Raw genomic sequence first — 18,124 nt, forward strand, 5'->3', positions numbered from 1 at the left:
CATTATTTCATTATGTATGACTGTAAAAAGTATATCATATTAAAGGTAATATTAAAGGCTTACGACATATTGCAATCTTATTCAGCAAAAATATTCGTAGCCCCAGTAATGAAATCAAGCTGCCCGATCGGACAGCTTGATTAGCCGTTACATATTATGTTAACCTGCTGGTCGATTATTTGTATAATCTATTATTTTTCCAATATATTAGCAGAGCCATTTAGGAACCATGTTCTACTGCCGTCTTTATTTACTTTTGAATCTATTAGAAAATATACGGATCTTCCGTCCCCTTTTTCCCATAACAAAATCACTTGATCTTGTTTAGGGCTCCACACCATTTTTATACCATTCAAAGTATATTCTTACAAATGTTACTTGTGGATAGTACCCATTGTCACTTGCATACTGCATACCTCGAACGTAAGAAGTTGAACCAGGACCGCAAGTTGTCTCAAGATAAATATCTCTAGAGTAACTAGGGCTTGCTGAAGCTGAGCTGATGAACAAAAAATAACGGGAATAATAAATATAGCCATTCTACCGCTTATCAAATTAAATCCTCTAATTGTCCATTTGATGGGGAACTAACCTAGAGTAAACTATTAAGTAATTAAATAAATTCACTTTCATTAATCCGTACCAAGATTGGTTCGAACATACATTTACAATTATAACTTAAAATTGTATTTTTTTTTGCAGTCGTCTTAATATGTCCTATTTTCATCATAAGTGAATGTTATGATCGCTTAGTGAACTCGTAAAATGATCTAATTAATTCCTGCTACAAAATAATGAAAACTTACTTAAAAGTTGAAACGGAACGGAACGTGAAAGCGTAAATAGACTGTTGCTACTTGTTCCAAGTCAATTAGCTTAAGCTTTTTAAAGCATGCGGTCATGCGTTCATATTCAATCCATACATAATCTCAGCACAGATCGCTCTAGCTCTGACGAAATGACTGTTGCTTATTATAAAATGAAACGAGATTGGCGATATGCTGAGAGCCTGGAAAATTGCGCAAATTATAAAGCATACCTTGAGCAATAGCAGATTGTGGAGTATTGCTTTGCAGCTCCTGCTTCAATAGCATTAATGATTCCTTCTCTAGATCTTGCTCAGCTTGGGACAACGCTATTTCAATTTGCTGCTCTATTTTTTCAAGCGTCACGACAGCTCTGGGGAAACAGGCTGGATGATCAAAGGTGTCCTTAGTTAAAAAAGTTTTTCTGGAATGAAGAGCCAGCGCATGAATTTTATCGATAAGACTTTCTGCCAGTGCAGGGATGTCAATCGGTCTTTGTTCAAATAAAATATATTCTATATATCCCTTGAGCAGTCCTTTAACACAAACGACTAGATCATACTTCGTTTCGGCGACAGCTTTTCCATAAAGCGAATCCAATAGCTCAAGGAAGGAATAAGAAAACTGTTGCTCGTAGAATACTAGCTTTTGAATGACTTGCTCTTCAATTTGCCTTGGACGTTCCCACGTGAAAATAGTCGCTAGGCTTCGATGAGATAGCACAAACTCAAATAAATGTGAAAAGTACAAATAGAGCTTGCGTTCTGTATCTATGTTGCTGCTGACTGCTCGGTCAATAGTTGTGCTTATTTTAGCTGTGATATGATCGATAATGGAAAGGAATAATTCTTCCTTTGATTTGAAGCTTAAGTAAAAGGCTCCTTTGGAAATTCCGCAATACTCGGTTATTTCTTGTATTGATGTGGATTCATAACCTTTTTTTGCGAATAGTTCAATCGCAGCATCAACAATTAATGCTTTTTTTGACATACTTTCACTCCTTGCTTTAACTTGACCTAAAGTCCAAGTTGACAACTGACTGATTGGTCATTAGTATAAAAAACAGATTAGATATAGTCAAGAAAGGATAGGTGGATCTGTGAACTCTATTGTAAATTTTGTTGTACGGAACAAACTAGCAGTTTGGCTTCTTACTTTAATTGTATTGTTTTCGGGAATGTATTCTTCATCTCGTATGAAAATGGAGACGATTCCAGATATTTCAATTCCTTACTTAATTGTAATGAGTGTTTATCCTGGGGCAACTCCCGAACAAGTCATGAACGAAGTAAGTATACCGCTTGAAAAAACGATTGAAAACTTAAGCGGGGTAAAGACGGTACTGTCTAATTCATATTCGAGTATGGCAAATATCCAGGTTGAATATGATTATGGTACCGATATGGATGAGGCGAAGCGTGAATTAAAGTCTGCGCTTGAAGATGTTGTCTTACCAAATAATGCACAAGAACCTATGGTGACAGCAATTAGTATGAATATGATGCCTGTACTTGCGCTTAGTATCAGTAGTACTACTGAGGATATTGTAGAATTGACAAGCACAGTAGAGGACATTATTCTTCCTAAATTGCAAAAAGTAGAGGGCGTTGCATCGGCTTCAATTACAGGTCAACATATTGAAGAAGTAGAGATTACTTATAATCAAGAAAAAATGGAAAGCCTCGGTGTAACTGAGGAAACCATTTCAAACATGATTAAAGCAAGTGATATGTATACTTCGCTTGGGTTGTTTGAATTTGCTGAAGCTGAACAAGCGATTGCTGTTGATGGTAAATTTACAACTCTGGAACAGTTAAAGGAAATGTTAATTCCGGTTACACCGAATGAACAGCACCCAATGCCATTCGCAAAGCTTAGTGAGCTTGCTAATATTGAATTGGTCGGTAAAGTAAAATCACTTTCTCGCACAAATGGTGAAGATGCAATATCGATCCAAATTATTAAAGCGCAGGATGCGAACACGGTTACTGTTGTCAATGCAGTAAAAGATTTGATGAAGGAAGAGCAAGAGCGCTTAACTGGACTTGTTGTTGAAACAACACTAGACCAAGGAGAACCGATTGAAGAATCCGTATATACGATGGTAGAAAAAGCGTTATTTGGCGGTCTTATTGCGGTTCTCATCATTTTAATTTTTTTACGTGACTTAAAGTCAACGATTATTGCGATTGTTTCAATCCCAGTTTCAATTTTCTTGGCTTTACTTATTTTGAACTGGCTTGATATTACATTAAACATTATGACGCTCGGTGCGATAACGGTAGCAATTGGACGGGTTATTGATGACTCGATTGTCGTTGTCGAGAATATCTATCGACGTCTTCATCTTAAAGGGGAAAAGCTTAACGGACGAGCATTAATTCGCGAGGCAACAATTGAAATGTTTAAACCAATTATGTCCTCAACACTTGTAACGGTGGCTGTATTTGCGCCGCTAATGTTCGTAAGTGGTATGATTGGCGAATTGTTTGTTCCATTTGCATTAACAATGTCATTCGCATTGCTTGCTTCCTTGTTAGTTGCGATCACGATTGTTCCAGCATTATCCCATTTCTTATTTAAGAAAAAACTATACAGTGAGAAAGAGGATTCTAAAAAGCATAAAGAAGCTGGAGCGCTTGCGAGAAAATATCGAGGATTGCTTGATTGGACACTAAGACATAAAGTGACGACAATTCTTATTTCCTTAGCATTATTAGCAGGAAGTGTTGGATTGGCATTTACTACAGGGCTTAGCTTCCTAGGCAGTGACGAAGAAAAAGTAATGTACTTAACGTATTCTCCTAAAGCTGGTGAGCTAAGAGAGGATACAATTAAATATGTATCTGAAGTTGAGCAAAAGTTGCTCGAGCGTGATGATGTAAAAATCGTACAAATGTCTATTTCCTCATCAGATAGTGCTGATACAGCAACGATGATGATGGGTGGCGCTGGCGGCGCATTAATGTATGTTATTTTTGATGAGGATATGGACAACTTCCAAGAAGTTCGTGACGAGATTGAACAATATGTTACTGAAATTGGTCATCCAGGAACTTGGAAAAATCAAGGCTTTATGACAAGCTCACTTTCAAGCAATGAAGTAAGTTACACGTTGTACAGTGAAAACTTGCAGGATCTAGAGGATTCCGTATTGATGGTCGAAGAGGTGATGCAAAACAGCTCACATCTTACAGATGTTTCCTCTTCCCGTGAAGAAAGCTATAAGGAATATGTATTCCATGTCGATCAAGCGAATTTGTTACAGTATGGGTTAACAACTGGTCAAATTGTAATGATGCTATATCCAGATAACTCAAAAGATGTGTTAACAACGCTTGAAAAGGATGGCAACAAAATCGACGTTATTGTTCAAAAAGAAGCATTTACACCACAATCGGTTAATGATTTACTTGCAATTCAGGTGCCTACCGCAATGGGTACTACTGTGAAACTAAGCGAAATTGTTGAGGTTGAAGAGGGCTATGCATTAAATACGCTAGCTCGAAGCAAGGGTCAATATTACGCAACGGTTTCAGGAACAATTATCGGTAATGATGTCTCCAAGGCATCAAACGAAATTGATAAACAAATCGACGAGCTTGAATTCCCTAAAGGAGTCGAGCTTGGCAGTGACGGCGTAATGGCTGATATATTAGAGGCATTTACTCAGCTTGGTATAGCGATGTTGGCAGCTATATTAATTGTTTACTTTATCCTTGTTGTAACGTTCGGTGAGGGCTTGGCTCCTTTCGTAATCCTGTTCTCATTGCCATTTACTATAATTGGGGTAACGGTTGGCTTGTTTGTTGCAGGCGAAACCATTTCTGTTCAAGTTATGATGGGGTTACTGATGCTAATTGGTATCGTTGTAACTAACGCTATCGTGCTTGTAGACCGAATCATCCATATGGAACGTGATGGTATGGGATTGCGTGAAGCAATTTTAGAAGCAGGTACGACACGTCTTCGTCCAATTCTAATGACAGCTATCGCAACTATCGGCGCGATGATTCCGATGTTGTTTGGTGGCGGAGGAGGGCTGATCTCCAAAGGCTTGGCGATTACTGTAATTGGCGGTTTAACAAGTTCAACGTTGCTAACGTTAATTATCGTACCAGTCATTTATGAAATTTTCTCTAAAATGTTGAAGAAAAACCGTCGTGAAGTAATGGATAACTAGTCAAAACAGAACAGCTTCGTTCAACTGCATTTAGCAGGGTGAACGAAGCTGTTTTTTAATTGCTTGGTTATTAATAATTTGCTTGATAAAAAATGATGCGGTTAATCAAAGAGGAACATTAATTGTAGAAGCAACAGTACGGATATAAGTTGCTGCTTCCTTATATTGCTCATTAGTGGATAAATGTTCGATAATAACTGGAATATCCCGTTGCAGTGCGTGCAGGCGCTTTAGCAGAACGTCGTAACGCAAGTTGCCGCGACCAGGAATCACTTCATCCAGATGCATTGTAAGCTTTGGCTGCAAATTAATATCTTTTGCATGCACGTTAACAATATGGGCTCCTAGCTTATTAATGAAGTCGTTAATAAGTTGATCGTTATGGTAATAGGTATGTACGCTATTAATAATATTAACTGGATCGAAGTGAACAGCGAATTGTGGTCGATCGATTGCCTTAAGCAGTTTAACGTAGCTATCGGCGCTATTAGGATATACCCAAGGCATCATTTCAAGAGCATATTTTGTTCTTTTTGGCTTAACTTCATCAATAATTGAGCGCACCGTATCAACAATGAAAGTAAAAGTGTCTTCCGTTAAGTTAAGCTCATGTGGACCGTCCCATACTTCTCCTCTTGAACCAGCAATATTGACACATACACGTGCTCCGATTTCATCAGCTAGTTGAAGTCGTTCAATACAGTAGGCTTTAGCTTGCTGAGCTATTTTTTGATTTAAGCTAATTGGATTGCTCCAAGCGCCAACCTCAGCAATAACAATATCGTTTTGCTCAGCAACTTCAAGATATGCCTTCATTAAGTCTTGATCTTTTCCATCAAAAGGACAGGGGCAAGCGCGAAATCCAGCTTGTTTCATAGCTTTTGCCCACTCATCTGGACTTTGCTTATCCATAAATACTTGTCCGCCAAGACGCAGCATAATGTTATCCTCTCCTTAATATACTGTTGTACGATGTAGATTGATAGAAATCGCTGTGAAGCAAAAATTGCTTTTGTATTTCTCTAGCGTCAGAATATCATGAACACGCGTTTATGTAAACATGTTAGTATAAGTTATGAAGCCTTATAAATGAATTAATGAAAAGTTGACAAGAAACAGACAGTGTGGCTAATATAAATGTAAACACGTGTTCATCGGAGGAAGTTTTGTTGAAGAAAGCAAAGATCAATAGTAATGAAGTAGCTTTATTAGCGGGTGTTTCACGTAGTACGGTGAGCAGAGTTATAAACAATTATGATAACGTGCCGCCAGAAACGCGAGAAAAGGTAATGAAAGCTATTAAAGAGCTAAACTATTTTCCTAATGTATCAGCGCAAATGCTGGCTGGTAAAAAATCTCGAACAATTGGTTTGTTTATTGTCAGTTCAAGTGAAATTGTTGATGATATTTTAACAAATATGATGATCGTTAGCGCTATGGAAAGCGCTTCTGATTTGAATTACTATTTGCTCACCTATATTATTCGCGATATTACAGACGAAAGTACAATGAATAATGTGCGTGAAATGTTTCATCAGCGGCGTATTGACGGAGGCATCTTTATTGCTGTAAAGACGGAAGAGCCGCTTGTCGATGAGCTTATTCGGGATGGGTTTGTTGTTGGTGTATTTGATCAAGTACATAATGGAGACCATCGAGCCAATCGTATTGTTGCAAATATGAATAATGTATCAGGCATGAAGCAAGCGATTGCCTATTTGCTAGGCTTAGGTCATCGCAAGATTGGCATAATAAATGGAGATCTTAAGCGTCTTTCCGGTATCCAACGATTTGAAGGGTTTATGGACGCGATGCAGCAACAAGGTCTGCAAATTAATGAGGATTGGGTGCTGGCAGGAGATTTTAATGAGACGGCTGGCTTTGAGGCGATGGATAATTTTTTGCATGGGGCTAAAGAGCAAGAATTGCCCACTGCTTGGATTGCTGCGAACGATAGCGCAGCATTTGGCGTAATTCGTGCCTTGCAAAAACATCAGCTTTCCGTCCCTGAGCATATGTCGATTATTGGCTTCGATGATCATGTTCTTAGCCAGCGTCATCATCCGCCATTAACAACCGTTAGAGTAAACTTTAAGCATATGTTTAAAGATTTGATGCAGCTGGTAATTAGCCAAATTGAAGAGCAAGGCGTACGGCTTCGCGAAGTAACCTATGACTGTACTTTAATCGTTCGCGAGTCTTGTCGACGCCTTTAGCATTTGAGGAAAAGTGATCAAGGCAAAACACAGACAACTACTGATGGTACAGTGAATTGAAATAAAAGGAGAAATGACAATGTCAGGCTTATTAGGAAATAACGTAGTTACGCAAATTGGGATTTTGGTGCATGATGTAGATAAAGTGAGCAAAGCATATGCAGATTTTTTTGGAGTAGAACAGCCGCAAAGCTTTTGGACCGATGATTATGAGTTAGCTCGTACAGAGTACAATGGTAAACCGACGACTGCTAAGGCAAAGCTTGCTTTTTTTGATATGGGCTCGTTGCAGTTGGAGCTTATTCAGCCAGATGAAAATGAAAGCACATGGAGACAGTATTTAAATGAGCATGGTGAAGGTGTGCATCATATCGCTTTTGAAGTAAAAGGAATGAATGAAAAAATAGAGCTTTTAGGCAAGGCGGGCTTTCCATTGCAGCAGCGCGGTGAATATACAGGGGGACGATATGCTTATATTGACACCTTCCCACAATTAAAAGTTATTCTTGAGTTGCTAGAAAACGATTAAAAGATAAAGGAGAAACTGGCGATGAACGTATTGATTACAGGGGGAAATCGCGGTTTAGGGCTAGAGCTTGTGCTGCAGGCAGCCAAAAGAGGGCATCATGTATTGACAACAGTGCGAGATAAGCAAGGCGCTACACAGCTAGCACAGGCACTAGATAGTCATGCGATACCGAATAACAAAGTAACTGTTTTTCAGGCGGATGTACGTGATGAAGCTTCTATAGCTGCTATTGCCGAGCAAGTGCGACAATCTGGAGTAATGCTAGATAGCATTATTAATAATGCAGCAGTTCTTCTTGGTAGGAATGCAGATATTGAAAGCTTGGATTTAAAAGAGGTAGAGCTTAGCTTTGATATTAATCTGTTTGGTCCGATACGGGTTGTTAAGCATTTTCTTTCCTTGCTCCGTGATCAAAACGGCACTGTCATTAATATATCGTCAGAGGCAGGCAGCCTTCAGGGGGCATACGGAGGAGATTACCCGTATGCCTTGTCTAAGGCTGCCCTCAATATGTTTTCCATGCAGCTAAAACAATTGCTAGCTAAGCGCGGAATCAATGTCTGGAGTATTCATCCTGGTTGGATGCGAACAGATATGGGGGGCACTAATGCTCCATTATCTCCTAACGAAAGTGCGGTAGCAATTATTGATATTATGGAACGAAAAGTTGCTGTGAAATCCGATTTAGTTTTCATTGATTATAGCGGTAAAGCAATGCCGCTTTAGAAGGTGACAAAAAATTTAATAAAGAAAGCGTTTTATTTATTTTTTTCTTAACAATTGTTGGATAACCATTTGTAATTCTCAAGCAAAATGGATATGATTAATAAGTATAGGTAGTGGAATCACGTTAGGAGGAATAATTAATGGCATTGGAATCAATGAAAGACATGTTAAACAAAGCGCTTAAAGGTGGATATGCGGTTGGTCAATTCAATATCAACAACCTTGAATGGACTCAAGCGATCCTTGCTGCAGCACAAGAAGAGCAATCACCAGTAATTCTTGGGGTTTCTGAAGGCGCAGCTCGTCATATGGGCGGTTTCAAAGTTGTTACTGCTATGGTTAAAGCGCTAATCGAGGAAATGAATATTACAGTTCCAGTTGCGATTCATCTAGACCATGGATCCAGCTTTGAAAAATGTAAAGCTGCAATCGATGCTGGCTTCACTTCTGTAATGATCGACGCTTCTCATCATCCGTTTGAAGAAAACGTTGAAACAACTAAAAAAGTTGTTGAATATGCACATGCACATGGCGTTTCTGTAGAAGCTGAGCTAGGTACTGTTGGCGGTCAAGAAGATGACGTTGTTGCTGACGGCGTAATCTATGCTGATCCACAGGAATGCTTAGAGCTTGTACAACGTACAGGTATCGATGCACTTGCTCCAGCTCTTGGTTCTGTTCATGGTCCTTACAAAGGCGAACCAAAACTAGGTTTTGATGAAATGGAAGAAATCTGTAAGCTTACTAATATGCCTCTTGTTCTACATGGTGGTACTGGTATCCCTACAGAGCAAATCCAAAAAGCAATTGCTCGTGGTACTTCTAAAATTAACGTTAACACTGAAAACCAAATTGCTTTCACTGCTAAAGTTCGTGAAGTGCTTGCTAACGACAGCAAAGTTTACGATCCTCGTAAATACATCGTTCCAGGCCGCGATGCAATTAAAGCAACGGTTGTTGGTAAAATTCGTGAGTTTGGTTCTAACAATAAAGCGTAATAAATCATTAAGCTTTATTAGCTAGACAAGCTTAGGTGGATTCAATCTAACCTATTATTGAACAATTTAAGACCGTAAGCTCTATAGGTAATATACGATAGGGCTTGCGGTCTTTTACTTGTTTCCTTATTTAATTTATATAGGGAAGCTAAGGGCTAAGGTTTTAGTTTAAATGTTCCTGTAACGGGGTTATGATCGCTGCTGACAAATTGGTTATCTGTTGTATCGACACTAATAAGTTCTACGTTTGAGGAAATAAGAAAACCGTCGATGATTGCTGTAAAGTTATTGCCCGGCTCATATGGAATATCTAGCGTGCGCACTGTTGGTACACTGTTGTTAACAGCCCAGCTAAAGTTTGAAGGGATTAGATCCTCAGGGAATTTTTGCAGCCATTCTGGCCAAGTTTGCTGCGATTTAAAACTATGAGGATCTGTTCCAGGCAGAGCGTGATTCCAATCGCCACCGACAATAATATAGTTATTTTTAGCTGACTCGGCCTCAAGATAGTTGCGTAAAAACTGCAGCTGCTGTTTACGGATTTCTCCGCCCTTGTCAAAGGCTGATAAATGAACATTTAATACAATAAGCTCCTTGCCATTATCTACTGGCATGCGCAACTCGATAAAGGCGCGATCAAGCTCAAACAACTGCACAGGCCACTTTTCCTTGCCAGGTAAATCAAAGCGAGTTTGTTGTGAAATCTGATATTTGCTTAAAGCGAGCAGTCCGCTTTCTACCTTGCCCATTGGATGAAATAAAGGAACAGGAACCCATTTTACTTTGTAATTATAGGCAAATACACTGCTATGTAGCGGGAAGGCTTCCTGGAGGGCAGTCACTTGGTTAACAGAATACGAGCGAGAGGCATTAACATCAACCTCTTGCAGTAAATATACATCAGAATCTAAGTTAGTTAGCAGCGTTGTTGTCGTTTGTAAATTTTTTTGCACTTGTTCTTTGCTGGCAGCGCGGGATCGTTTTCCGCCATCCATAAAAAAGTCTTGTTGCGCATCAAGTCCAGCATAGCCGATATTCATTGTTGTAATCGTGAACGGTCTAAATACTTCGATTGTGTTATGTTGAGGGTGACGTATAAGTAATTGTTCTTGCTGCTCAGGTTTATAATCTGTTATGGTGATATAACCGATTAAAGCACCAAAGGATAAAAATAATATTCCAATCAACCAGCCAAAGAACTTAAAAAAGCGTCTTTTCAACATATCCCCTCCTAAAAGAAAGTGAGCAAGCTATAATTTCATTATAGCATTGCCATTTATGTAAAAGGAAAAATTATATAGTAAAAGCTGTTTAAAATGTAAATACTAAGACGAGTGAAAAGAGCATAAGCATCGTATACCAATCAAAAAAATTACTTCTTTATCCAGGTAGTAAAGATGTATAATAAGGTATATATAAATTACGTTCAAATAAGCTGTCCGAGAGTATGCTCTAATATTATGTCATTGTCTCGGGAGCTGCAAATAGTTCGGAGGTTGTGCCTAATGGAAAATGAACAAATTGTATTAACACAAGAAGGATACGACAAGCTAGTTGAAGAATTGGAACAATTGAAAGGACCTAAACGTCGTGAAGTAGCGGAGCGTTTGAAACTGGCGATTAGCTATGGGGATTTGCGTGAAAATAGCGAATACCATGCTGCGAAGGATGATCAAGCATTTATGGAAACTCGAATTAAACAGCTTGAAAATATGCTTCGTAAAGCGACTATTGTGAAGTCCAATCCGAATGCTGGTGTACAAATCGGTTCGACAGTTGTATTGTATGATGAAGAATTTGATGAAAATGTGGAATATACTATTGTAGGTCAAGCAGAAGCTGATGTAGCAAATAATCGCATTTCCTTTGAAAGTCCACTAGGTAAAAGTATTATTGGTAAAAAGGTGAACGATATTATTGAAGTAGAAGCGCCTGTCGGTACAATTATTTATAAGCTTTTGGAAATTAAATAATAAGCAAGTCGGTTTAAATTAACTACATAACCGTGCATTCAATGATTCTCTTCTAAAATTTAGATGGGGAATATGTTGATTGCACGGTTTTTTATTATGCAGGAAAAGGGGTAAAATGTATAATTGGTTTGTTATAATAAAAATGATTAATAATTTAATTAACGATGAAAAATGTCTTCTAAAAATTTTAAAAATCAATCAAATTAGATATTGACTATGCAAATTTGATTGGTTATATTTACGTTAACGAAATAACTAATAATTAATATTTGAATTAAGAAACGTTTGCGGAATTTACCTTGCGAGCAGTAAGAATACTGTTTTTTGAAAGCGATTACTGTAAACGTTTTCTTGTTAAGAAAGGAGGTTAAAGGCTAATTAATCTGACCATGCTGCTTGAATCTTAGATAAAACAGCTAAGCGTAAACAGTAATCAGAAGGGGATTTTTTGAATGGAGCTAGCAATCTTATTTGAAGGAGGCAAGCAAAATGGTGCGTAACAAATTAAAGTTATGGTTGTGCACTTTACTAGCATTTATGCTTATTTTGCCGAATGGCGCTATATTATCAGCACAAACAGCAACTGGTCATTGGGCAGAGAGTACTTTGAAAAAATGGGAGGAACGAGGATTGCTGCCTGATGGGTTTGAACCGAATGAGCAGCTAACTCGACTAGGCTTTATTAAAATCATTAATCATGTGTTAGGGCTTAGTGAGCTAAGTGATATTTCATTTAGTGATATTGATCCGCAATCAGATGATGCTAGAATCGTTAATATCGCTGCTACGGCAGGATATATTAAGGGCTATGAGGACGGAAGTTTTCGTCCAAATAAGCCGATTTTACGAGAAGAAGCAGCAGTTATTTTAAGCAGAGTTTTTTCAGTTCATAACGCTAAGCAAAGCTCAGCTTTTAATGATGATGCATCGCTCAAATCTTGGAGCAGAGCTTCCGTACAATCATTAGTTGCTGAGGGATATTTAAATGGGTATCCAGATGGAAGCTTTAAGCCTGAAAAAGGGGTCACATTTGCTGAGCTAGTTACGATGCTGGACAATATTGTTGATGTTATTATTACGGAGCCAGGCGAGTATAGCGATCTTAAAGCAAAAAATATTTTAATTAATTCACCAAATGTTGTCATAAAAAACAGCTCGATTGAGCGTAATGTTTATATTAGTAAAGGTGCTTCTGCAGGCAATGTAGATATTCAAAATAGTACAGTTGGTAGACGAATTATAGCTGACACGCAAGAGGGCATCACCTTAACCGATGTTAGATTCGGCGATGCAACGACTCCAGCACCAAGTCATACTCCAACTCCAGAACCAACTGCAACTGCGACTTCGCGGCCAACAACGAAACCAACAGCATCACCAGCGCCAACCACATCACCGGAGCCGACAATATCACCGGAGCCAACCACATCACCGGAGCCGACAACATCACCGGAGCCAACCACATCACCAGAACCATCAACGTCACCACAGCCGACAGCAACACCAGAAGCTCCTCAATTTGCTGAAGTATCGGTTCATGATCCTTCAATTGTAAAAGCTGATAACCAATATTATGTATTTGGCTCTCATGGGGCTGCTGCAGTATCCTCAGACTTAATTGGATGGGAATCGATTGGTAATGGCTATGCAGAAACTAATAATAAACTTTACGGCGAACTAGTTGAAAATTTGCAGGAATCATTTAAATGGGCTGGTTATAACGATTCGGACAGCTTAGGAGGCTTTGCTGTTTGGGCACCTGATGTCATTTGGGTTGATGAATTTGACAATGGAGATGGTACTACAGGTGCATATCTAATTTTCTATTCAGTATCATCTACCTATATTCGTTCAGCGATAGGGGTCGCAGCTTCAAAAAATATTGACGGCCCATATCAATATGTTGCTACTATCGTTTATTCTGGTTTTACGAATGTATCAGCCAAGGATGCCAACAGCAACATCGACAAGCATTGGCAAAATACAAATATTGCAGATCTAATTGAAGATGATGTAATAGAAAATGTACGTTTAGACTGGTTTAAAAACGATGGAAGCTATAATAATTCTTTATTCCCGAACGCAATTGATGCAAATTTATTCCGTGATACCGAAAATAGATTATGGATGAGTTATGGCTCCTGGTCAGGTGGAATTTTTGTTCTAGAAATTGATCCGACTACTGGCTTACCAATTTATCCAGGAGAAGACGGAGAAACGGAAGATGGTCGCATGATTGACCGTTATTTCGGAACAAAAATTTCAGGCGGCTATACAAAATCAGGTGAAGGACCTTATATTAAATATGATCCTGAAACAGAATACTTCTATCTTTTTGTAACCTATGGCTGGCTTGGTATTGATGGGGAATACAATATGCGAGTATTCCGTTCCAAATCGCCAACAGGTCCATTCCTTGATGCTGCTGGCAACAACGCAGTTTTGCCAAACTCATCAGCATCGCTAGATAATTACGGTAATAAACTAATGGGGCATTATTCATTTGATCGTTATGTAGGAGAGCCTGGAAGTGGTAACGGTATTCAATATATTTCTCCTGGACATAACTCAGTATTGCTCGATGAGGATGGAAAACGTTTTGTCGTATTCCATACGCGTTTCTCGCAAAGTGTTGACGGTCATCAGCTTCGTGTACACCAGCTAATTGTTAATGAAGATGGCTGGCTTGTTGCTACACCGTATCGTTATAGCGGGGAAAGCTTAGCTAAAGTAACAACTGACGAAATTATCGGCGAATATCGCTATATTAATCATGGTCGTGATGTCTCAAAAACTGTTCATCATTCACAATATATTAAGCTGGAGCAAGACGGTACAATTAGCGGGGCTGTCAGCGGAACATGGGAATTGAAGGATGAATATAACGCAGTTCTTTCAATTGATGGAAAGCAGTATAAGGGAGCATTCCTCTATCAGTGGGATTCAGCTTCAGAAGCTTATGTGATGGTTTTTGCCGCAATGAGCAATGAGGGAGTAAATGTTTGGGGAAGCAAGCTGGACTATATAGAAGGACTTGCTGAGGACATTCTCAATGATTTGTCAATTGGCAATACAGAACTTGTTGCTAATGACTTTACATTACCAACAATCGCAACGAGAGGAATAGAGATAAATTGGAGCTCATCAAATCCAGAGCTAATAACTAATGAAGGAAAAATAACTCGACCATCCTCTGCTGAAGAAGAGGAAGTAGTTACGCTAACAGCAAGCTTTACAGTAAATGGTGCGCAATATTCCAAGCAATTTAACGTAACATTAAAACCAGTGCCTGCAGCGAGCTTAAAGGCGCATTACGCCTTTGAAGATAACTTAACAGATTCATTAGATAGCAGTATGACAGGAACAGTTGTAGGCGATCGGATCATTAGTGCTGGCGGTTCAGTTTCCTACGATACAGGCATTGTCAATAAAGCTGTCTATTTTAACGGTGCGTCTGGCGTGCTGCTGCCAAATGATTTACTAGACAGCTATACTTATTCCGTGGCAATGTGGCTTAAACCTGAACAGCATACTAACTATACGACAGCGTTTTTTGCAGCAGAATCTACCGATGATTGGATTAGTGTATTGCCTGGAGGCAATGCGGCTGGTGATACGCAGCTATGGCATCGCGAAGGGAAAATTGATCGTTGGTTCGATGCTAAAGGAAAAGGTAAATTAAAAATTGGTGATTGGACGCATCTTGCGTTTACCGTTGAAGAAGGCTTAATTAGTCTTTATATCAATGGGGAATTAACATATCGCAGCTATGGTATCGCTGACCTATTCTCCGATGGCGACTCGATTAGCTCGCTTGCTGTTAACTATTGGGATGCTCCATATAAAGGCTATATTGATGAGTTAAAAGTATACGATGGCATACTGACGCAAGCTGAAATTCAAGCTCTGTTAGATGATACGATTGATGTAACTGGCATCTATATGCCGATTACAGACAAAATCATTTCAGTAGGGCAGACTTATACGCCTAAGCAAGTTGCTGCTATGCCAGGACCAGCAGCGGACACAGAATTAATTTGGAGCATTGATGATAACAGCATTGCTTCGATTCATTCGCAAACTGGTGCAATTACGGGGCTCACTGCAGGAAAGACTACCGTTACAGCAATTTCAGCAGTAAATCCGAGCATTTCGGAAAGCTATACCTTATATGTCGTAGATGGTCCAGTCGCTTACTATGATTTCCAGCAGGATCTGGATAACAAAGCGATCAATGGTCTAGAGTCGGCAACATATGTAGGCAATGTTATCTCCAGCACTACTGCTGATCAGCCTAGCTTTTCTAGCTTCAATGACCAAGAACAGGAGCATACTGGTCTAGTGTTAGATGGCAGTCACGGGGTTGTCTTGCCTAATCATTACTTTAGCGGTCAAGATTATACGATTTCTACTAGAGTAAAATTTGACCAGTTTAGCTTATACAGTACGCTGTTTTTTGTCCAAAATACTGAAGGAACATGGCTAAGCCTAGTTCCAGGAGGCTTAAATTTCGATAACGATGCTAACCGCACAGGACAATACTTGTTATGGTCAGGGGACAAAAATTGGTTTGACGGCTTAAGTGGAGTGAAGCTAGAAACTGATAAATGGGTAACTTTAACCGTTACGGTGCAAGGCAGTAACCTTAAGCTATATATTGATGGTGAGTTAGTGAATCAATACAGCAATATGCCGGTATTGTTCAATGAAACAGATGCTTCGACAATCGCTATTGCCGTCAACCATTGGGATGCACCAACGAAAGGCATTATTGATGAGCTATATATTTTCGATTATGTCTTAACTGATGAGCAGGTTGCCGAGCTTCATAAATAAGATGGGCTGCTTAACTCATGACTTAAGGAAAGATAAGCAATAAAGCAGAGCAAAATAATTATTGTAGATGTTTTATGGGATAATAAAAAGAGCCTGGGACAAAACTTGTCTCTTAAAACAAGCAAACGGTGAAATCTGTTCAAAGATTTCACCGTTTGCTCATTTTAGGCTCTGTTTTTCTAATGCTATGCTACGTTCGTAGCACATATTTCCTTAAGTTTACTGCCATTAAGGCAAGTCCAATCTCATGCTCAACTTTCCGTTTTCCTCGAACTGAAAAGCGAGTGAAACCTAAATTAGCCTTCAAGAATCCAAAAACTGGTTCTACGTCAATTTTTCGTTGACGGTAGATCTCCCCTGTTTTTTCTTCTGAAAGCTGTTCTTGTACATATATTTTTTGTTGTTCCCAACGATCGTTTATTAACAGTTGTCGATTTCGTCCTTCTCCTGCCTTTGTGCAGCTTGTTCGGAAGGAACAGCCTGTACAATCCGAACATGAATAGATCTTAAACTGACGTTGGAACCCGCCTTTATCTTTACGAGTAGCATAGCGTTGAAAGGTGAGATATTGATCATTAGGGCAGGTATATCGATCTTCCTCCGTATCGTACTGCCAGTTTCTCGGTTGAAAGGGATCGTTCTTTACCTTCTTCTTTTGTTCGCGCTCATACATCGTATACTTCATCAATGGAACACGCTTGCGATTGGTGATGACATCCTCATAGTTTTGTTCACTTCCATAGCCTGCGTCCGCCACGATGTAGGTAGGTAAGTCGAAGTATTGGTTTTCAATTTCATTAAGAAAAGGAATGAGCGTCTTCGTGTCTGTTGGATTAGGATAGATCCCATACGCCAGTGTATATTGTCCTTCTGTCGCAATTTGTACGTTGTATCCAGGCTTTAACTGACCATTCTTCATATAGTCATCTTTCATCCGCATAAACGTCGCATCCGGATCGGTTTTCGAATAGCTGTTTCGATCTCCAAACTGTTGTTGATGCTGCTTGTATTTTTTCTTTCGTTCAATCCATTCACGGACTTGCTTGAGCATTTGTTTTGGCACTTTACGCTTGCTTCGTAATTGCTTTCGTTCGCTCGTATTTTCGGATGCTTCCATCTTTTCTGTATAGCTTTCAACCACGTGTTCGAGGTGTTCTGCGATCTCCAACAAGTTTTCCGTAGAGAGTTCCTGCTCATGTTCGAGCTCTGGAATAATCTTTTGTTCCAATAACTCGTTGTACAATTGATTCGACTTCTCGATTAGACGAGTATGATGCTTGTCCACGGCTTTTTTCCATACAAACGTAAACTTGTTGGCATTCGCTTCAATCTTTGTACCATCAATGAAAATCGCTTCTTGGTGAATGATCTTTTCTTCTACTAACTTCGAGCGAAATTGAACAAAGCACTGGCGGATTAATTCCTTCATCTCAGGATGAACACGGAAACGATTGATTGTGCGGTAGCAAGGTTCGTAGCCTTGTGCCAACCACATCATCCGAATACTGTCTTTCGTTAGAGCTTCAATTTTACGACCAGAAAAGGCAGATTGGGTGTAGCCACATAGAATGATCTTGAGCATCATGCGAGGATGATAGGATGGACAACCATCACGACGAACAAACGAACGAAACGCTTCATCGGGAATACTTTCGACCAAATGATGAATGGCAAACGCAATATCTTTTTCATTTAATTTAACTTCTAAATTTAGAGGCAAAACTAATTGGTTCATGTTATACTGTTTGTACATAAGGAACACCTTCTTTAATGTTTTTGTAGGAGTACTAAAATTTTAACAGATGGTGTTCCTTTTGTATTTAAAAATTTAACGGCGATGACATTTTACTTTCGTAA

The 18,124-nt window shown here is 39.2% G+C and carries 11 protein-coding genes; 7 read left to right on the forward strand and 4 right to left on the reverse strand.

What is annotated here, in order from left to right; translation table 11 throughout:
* Nucleotides 1-944: 944 nt before the first annotated feature.
* Entirely contained in the window at nt 945-1,796 is an 852-nt protein-coding gene (locus AC2TDL_RS10755) for a TetR/AcrR family transcriptional regulator (RefSeq protein ID WP_484696132.1), read from the reverse strand.
* Nucleotides 1,797-1,905: 109 nt separating this feature from the next.
* On the opposite strand from AC2TDL_RS10755, the gene AC2TDL_RS10760 reads away from it, so the two are divergent.
* Nucleotides 1,906-4,989 (forward strand): efflux RND transporter permease subunit, encoded by a 3,084-nt coding sequence (locus AC2TDL_RS10760; RefSeq protein WP_484696133.1) that lies wholly within the window; start codon nt 1,906-1,908, stop codon nt 4,987-4,989.
* A 105-nt stretch (nt 4,990-5,094) separates the two neighbouring features.
* Here AC2TDL_RS10760 and AC2TDL_RS10765 read toward each other — a convergent pair whose 3' ends face one another.
* On the reverse strand, nt 5,095-5,928 hold the full coding sequence (locus AC2TDL_RS10765) for a sugar phosphate isomerase/epimerase family protein (protein ID WP_484696134.1): 834 nt from the start codon (nt 5,926-5,928) through the stop codon (nt 5,095-5,097).
* A 230-nt stretch (nt 5,929-6,158) separates the two neighbouring features.
* Between AC2TDL_RS10765 and AC2TDL_RS10770 the strand changes: the two genes are divergently transcribed.
* The 4 genes from AC2TDL_RS10770 (at nt 6,159) to AC2TDL_RS10785 (ending at nt 9,458) form a co-directional block, all read left to right on the forward strand.
* Nucleotides 6,159-7,205, forward strand: coding sequence for a LacI family DNA-binding transcriptional regulator (locus AC2TDL_RS10770; protein ID WP_484696135.1), 1,047 nt, complete (start codon nt 6,159-6,161; stop codon nt 7,203-7,205).
* Between the two features lie 79 nt (nt 7,206-7,284).
* Nucleotides 7,285-7,734, forward strand: coding sequence for a VOC family protein (locus AC2TDL_RS10775; protein ID WP_484696136.1), 450 nt, complete (start codon nt 7,285-7,287; stop codon nt 7,732-7,734).
* A 21-nt stretch (nt 7,735-7,755) separates the two neighbouring features.
* Nucleotides 7,756-8,460 carry an SDR family oxidoreductase gene (locus AC2TDL_RS10780; RefSeq protein WP_484696137.1) on the forward strand — a complete coding sequence of 235 codons (705 nt, stop codon included), beginning with the start codon at nt 7,756-7,758 and terminating at the stop codon, nt 8,458-8,460.
* 140 nt (nt 8,461-8,600) lie between these two features.
* Nucleotides 8,601-9,458, forward strand: a complete 858-nt coding sequence (locus tag AC2TDL_RS10785) for a class II fructose-bisphosphate aldolase (protein WP_484696138.1) — start codon at nt 8,601-8,603, stop codon at nt 9,456-9,458.
* 155 nt (nt 9,459-9,613) lie between these two features.
* On the opposite strand, the gene AC2TDL_RS10790 is transcribed toward AC2TDL_RS10785, so the two are convergent.
* On the reverse strand, nt 9,614-10,681 hold the full coding sequence (locus AC2TDL_RS10790; protein WP_484696139.1) for an endonuclease/exonuclease/phosphatase family protein: 1,068 nt from the start codon (nt 10,679-10,681) through the stop codon (nt 9,614-9,616).
* Nucleotides 10,682-10,963: 282 nt separating this feature from the next.
* On the opposite strand from AC2TDL_RS10790, the gene greA reads away from it, so the two are divergent.
* The gene (greA, locus tag AC2TDL_RS10795) at nt 10,964-11,431 is read left to right on the forward strand and encodes a transcription elongation factor GreA (RefSeq protein ID WP_484696140.1); all 468 of its coding nucleotides are present in this window, start codon (nt 10,964-10,966) and stop codon (nt 11,429-11,431) included.
* Between the two features lie 489 nt (nt 11,432-11,920).
* The gene (locus AC2TDL_RS10800) at nt 11,921-16,267 is read left to right on the forward strand and encodes a LamG-like jellyroll fold domain-containing protein (protein WP_484696141.1); all 4,347 of its coding nucleotides are present in this window, start codon (nt 11,921-11,923) and stop codon (nt 16,265-16,267) included.
* A gap of 190 nt (nt 16,268-16,457) precedes the next feature.
* Here AC2TDL_RS10800 and AC2TDL_RS10805 read toward each other — a convergent pair whose 3' ends face one another.
* Nucleotides 16,458-18,020 (reverse strand): IS1182 family transposase, encoded by a 1,563-nt coding sequence (locus tag AC2TDL_RS10805; protein ID WP_484696142.1) that lies wholly within the window; start codon nt 18,018-18,020, stop codon nt 16,458-16,460.
* Between the last annotated feature and the right edge of the window lie 104 nt (nt 18,021-18,124).

The organism is Paenibacillus sp. plas6 (assembly GCF_057221655.1).

What these genes read in the sequence shown, in the direction of transcription:
- AC2TDL_RS10775 (WP_484696136.1), top strand. Translation starts at nt 7,285, where the DNA reads ATGTCAGGCTTATTAGGAAATAACGTAGTTACGCAAATTGGGATTTTG.
- AC2TDL_RS10800 (WP_484696141.1), top strand. Translation starts at nt 11,921, where the DNA reads ATGGTGCGTAACAAATTAAAGTTATGGTTGTGCACTTTACTAGCATTT.
- AC2TDL_RS10805 (WP_484696142.1), bottom strand. Translation starts at nt 18,020, where the DNA reads ATGTACAAACAGTATAACATGAACCAATTAGTTTTGCCTCTAAATTTA.
- AC2TDL_RS10785 (WP_484696138.1), top strand. Translation starts at nt 8,601, where the DNA reads ATGGCATTGGAATCAATGAAAGACATGTTAAACAAAGCGCTTAAAGGT.
- AC2TDL_RS10790 (WP_484696139.1), bottom strand. Translation starts at nt 10,681, where the DNA reads ATGTTGAAAAGACGCTTTTTTAAGTTCTTTGGCTGGTTGATTGGAATA.
- AC2TDL_RS10765 (WP_484696134.1), bottom strand. Translation starts at nt 5,928, where the DNA reads ATGCTGCGTCTTGGCGGACAAGTATTTATGGATAAGCAAAGTCCAGAT.
- AC2TDL_RS10755 (WP_484696132.1), bottom strand. Translation starts at nt 1,796, where the DNA reads ATGTCAAAAAAAGCATTAATTGTTGATGCTGCGATTGAACTATTCGCA.
- greA (WP_484696140.1), top strand. Translation starts at nt 10,964, where the DNA reads ATGGAAAATGAACAAATTGTATTAACACAAGAAGGATACGACAAGCTA.
- AC2TDL_RS10780 (WP_484696137.1), top strand. Translation starts at nt 7,756, where the DNA reads ATGAACGTATTGATTACAGGGGGAAATCGCGGTTTAGGGCTAGAGCTT.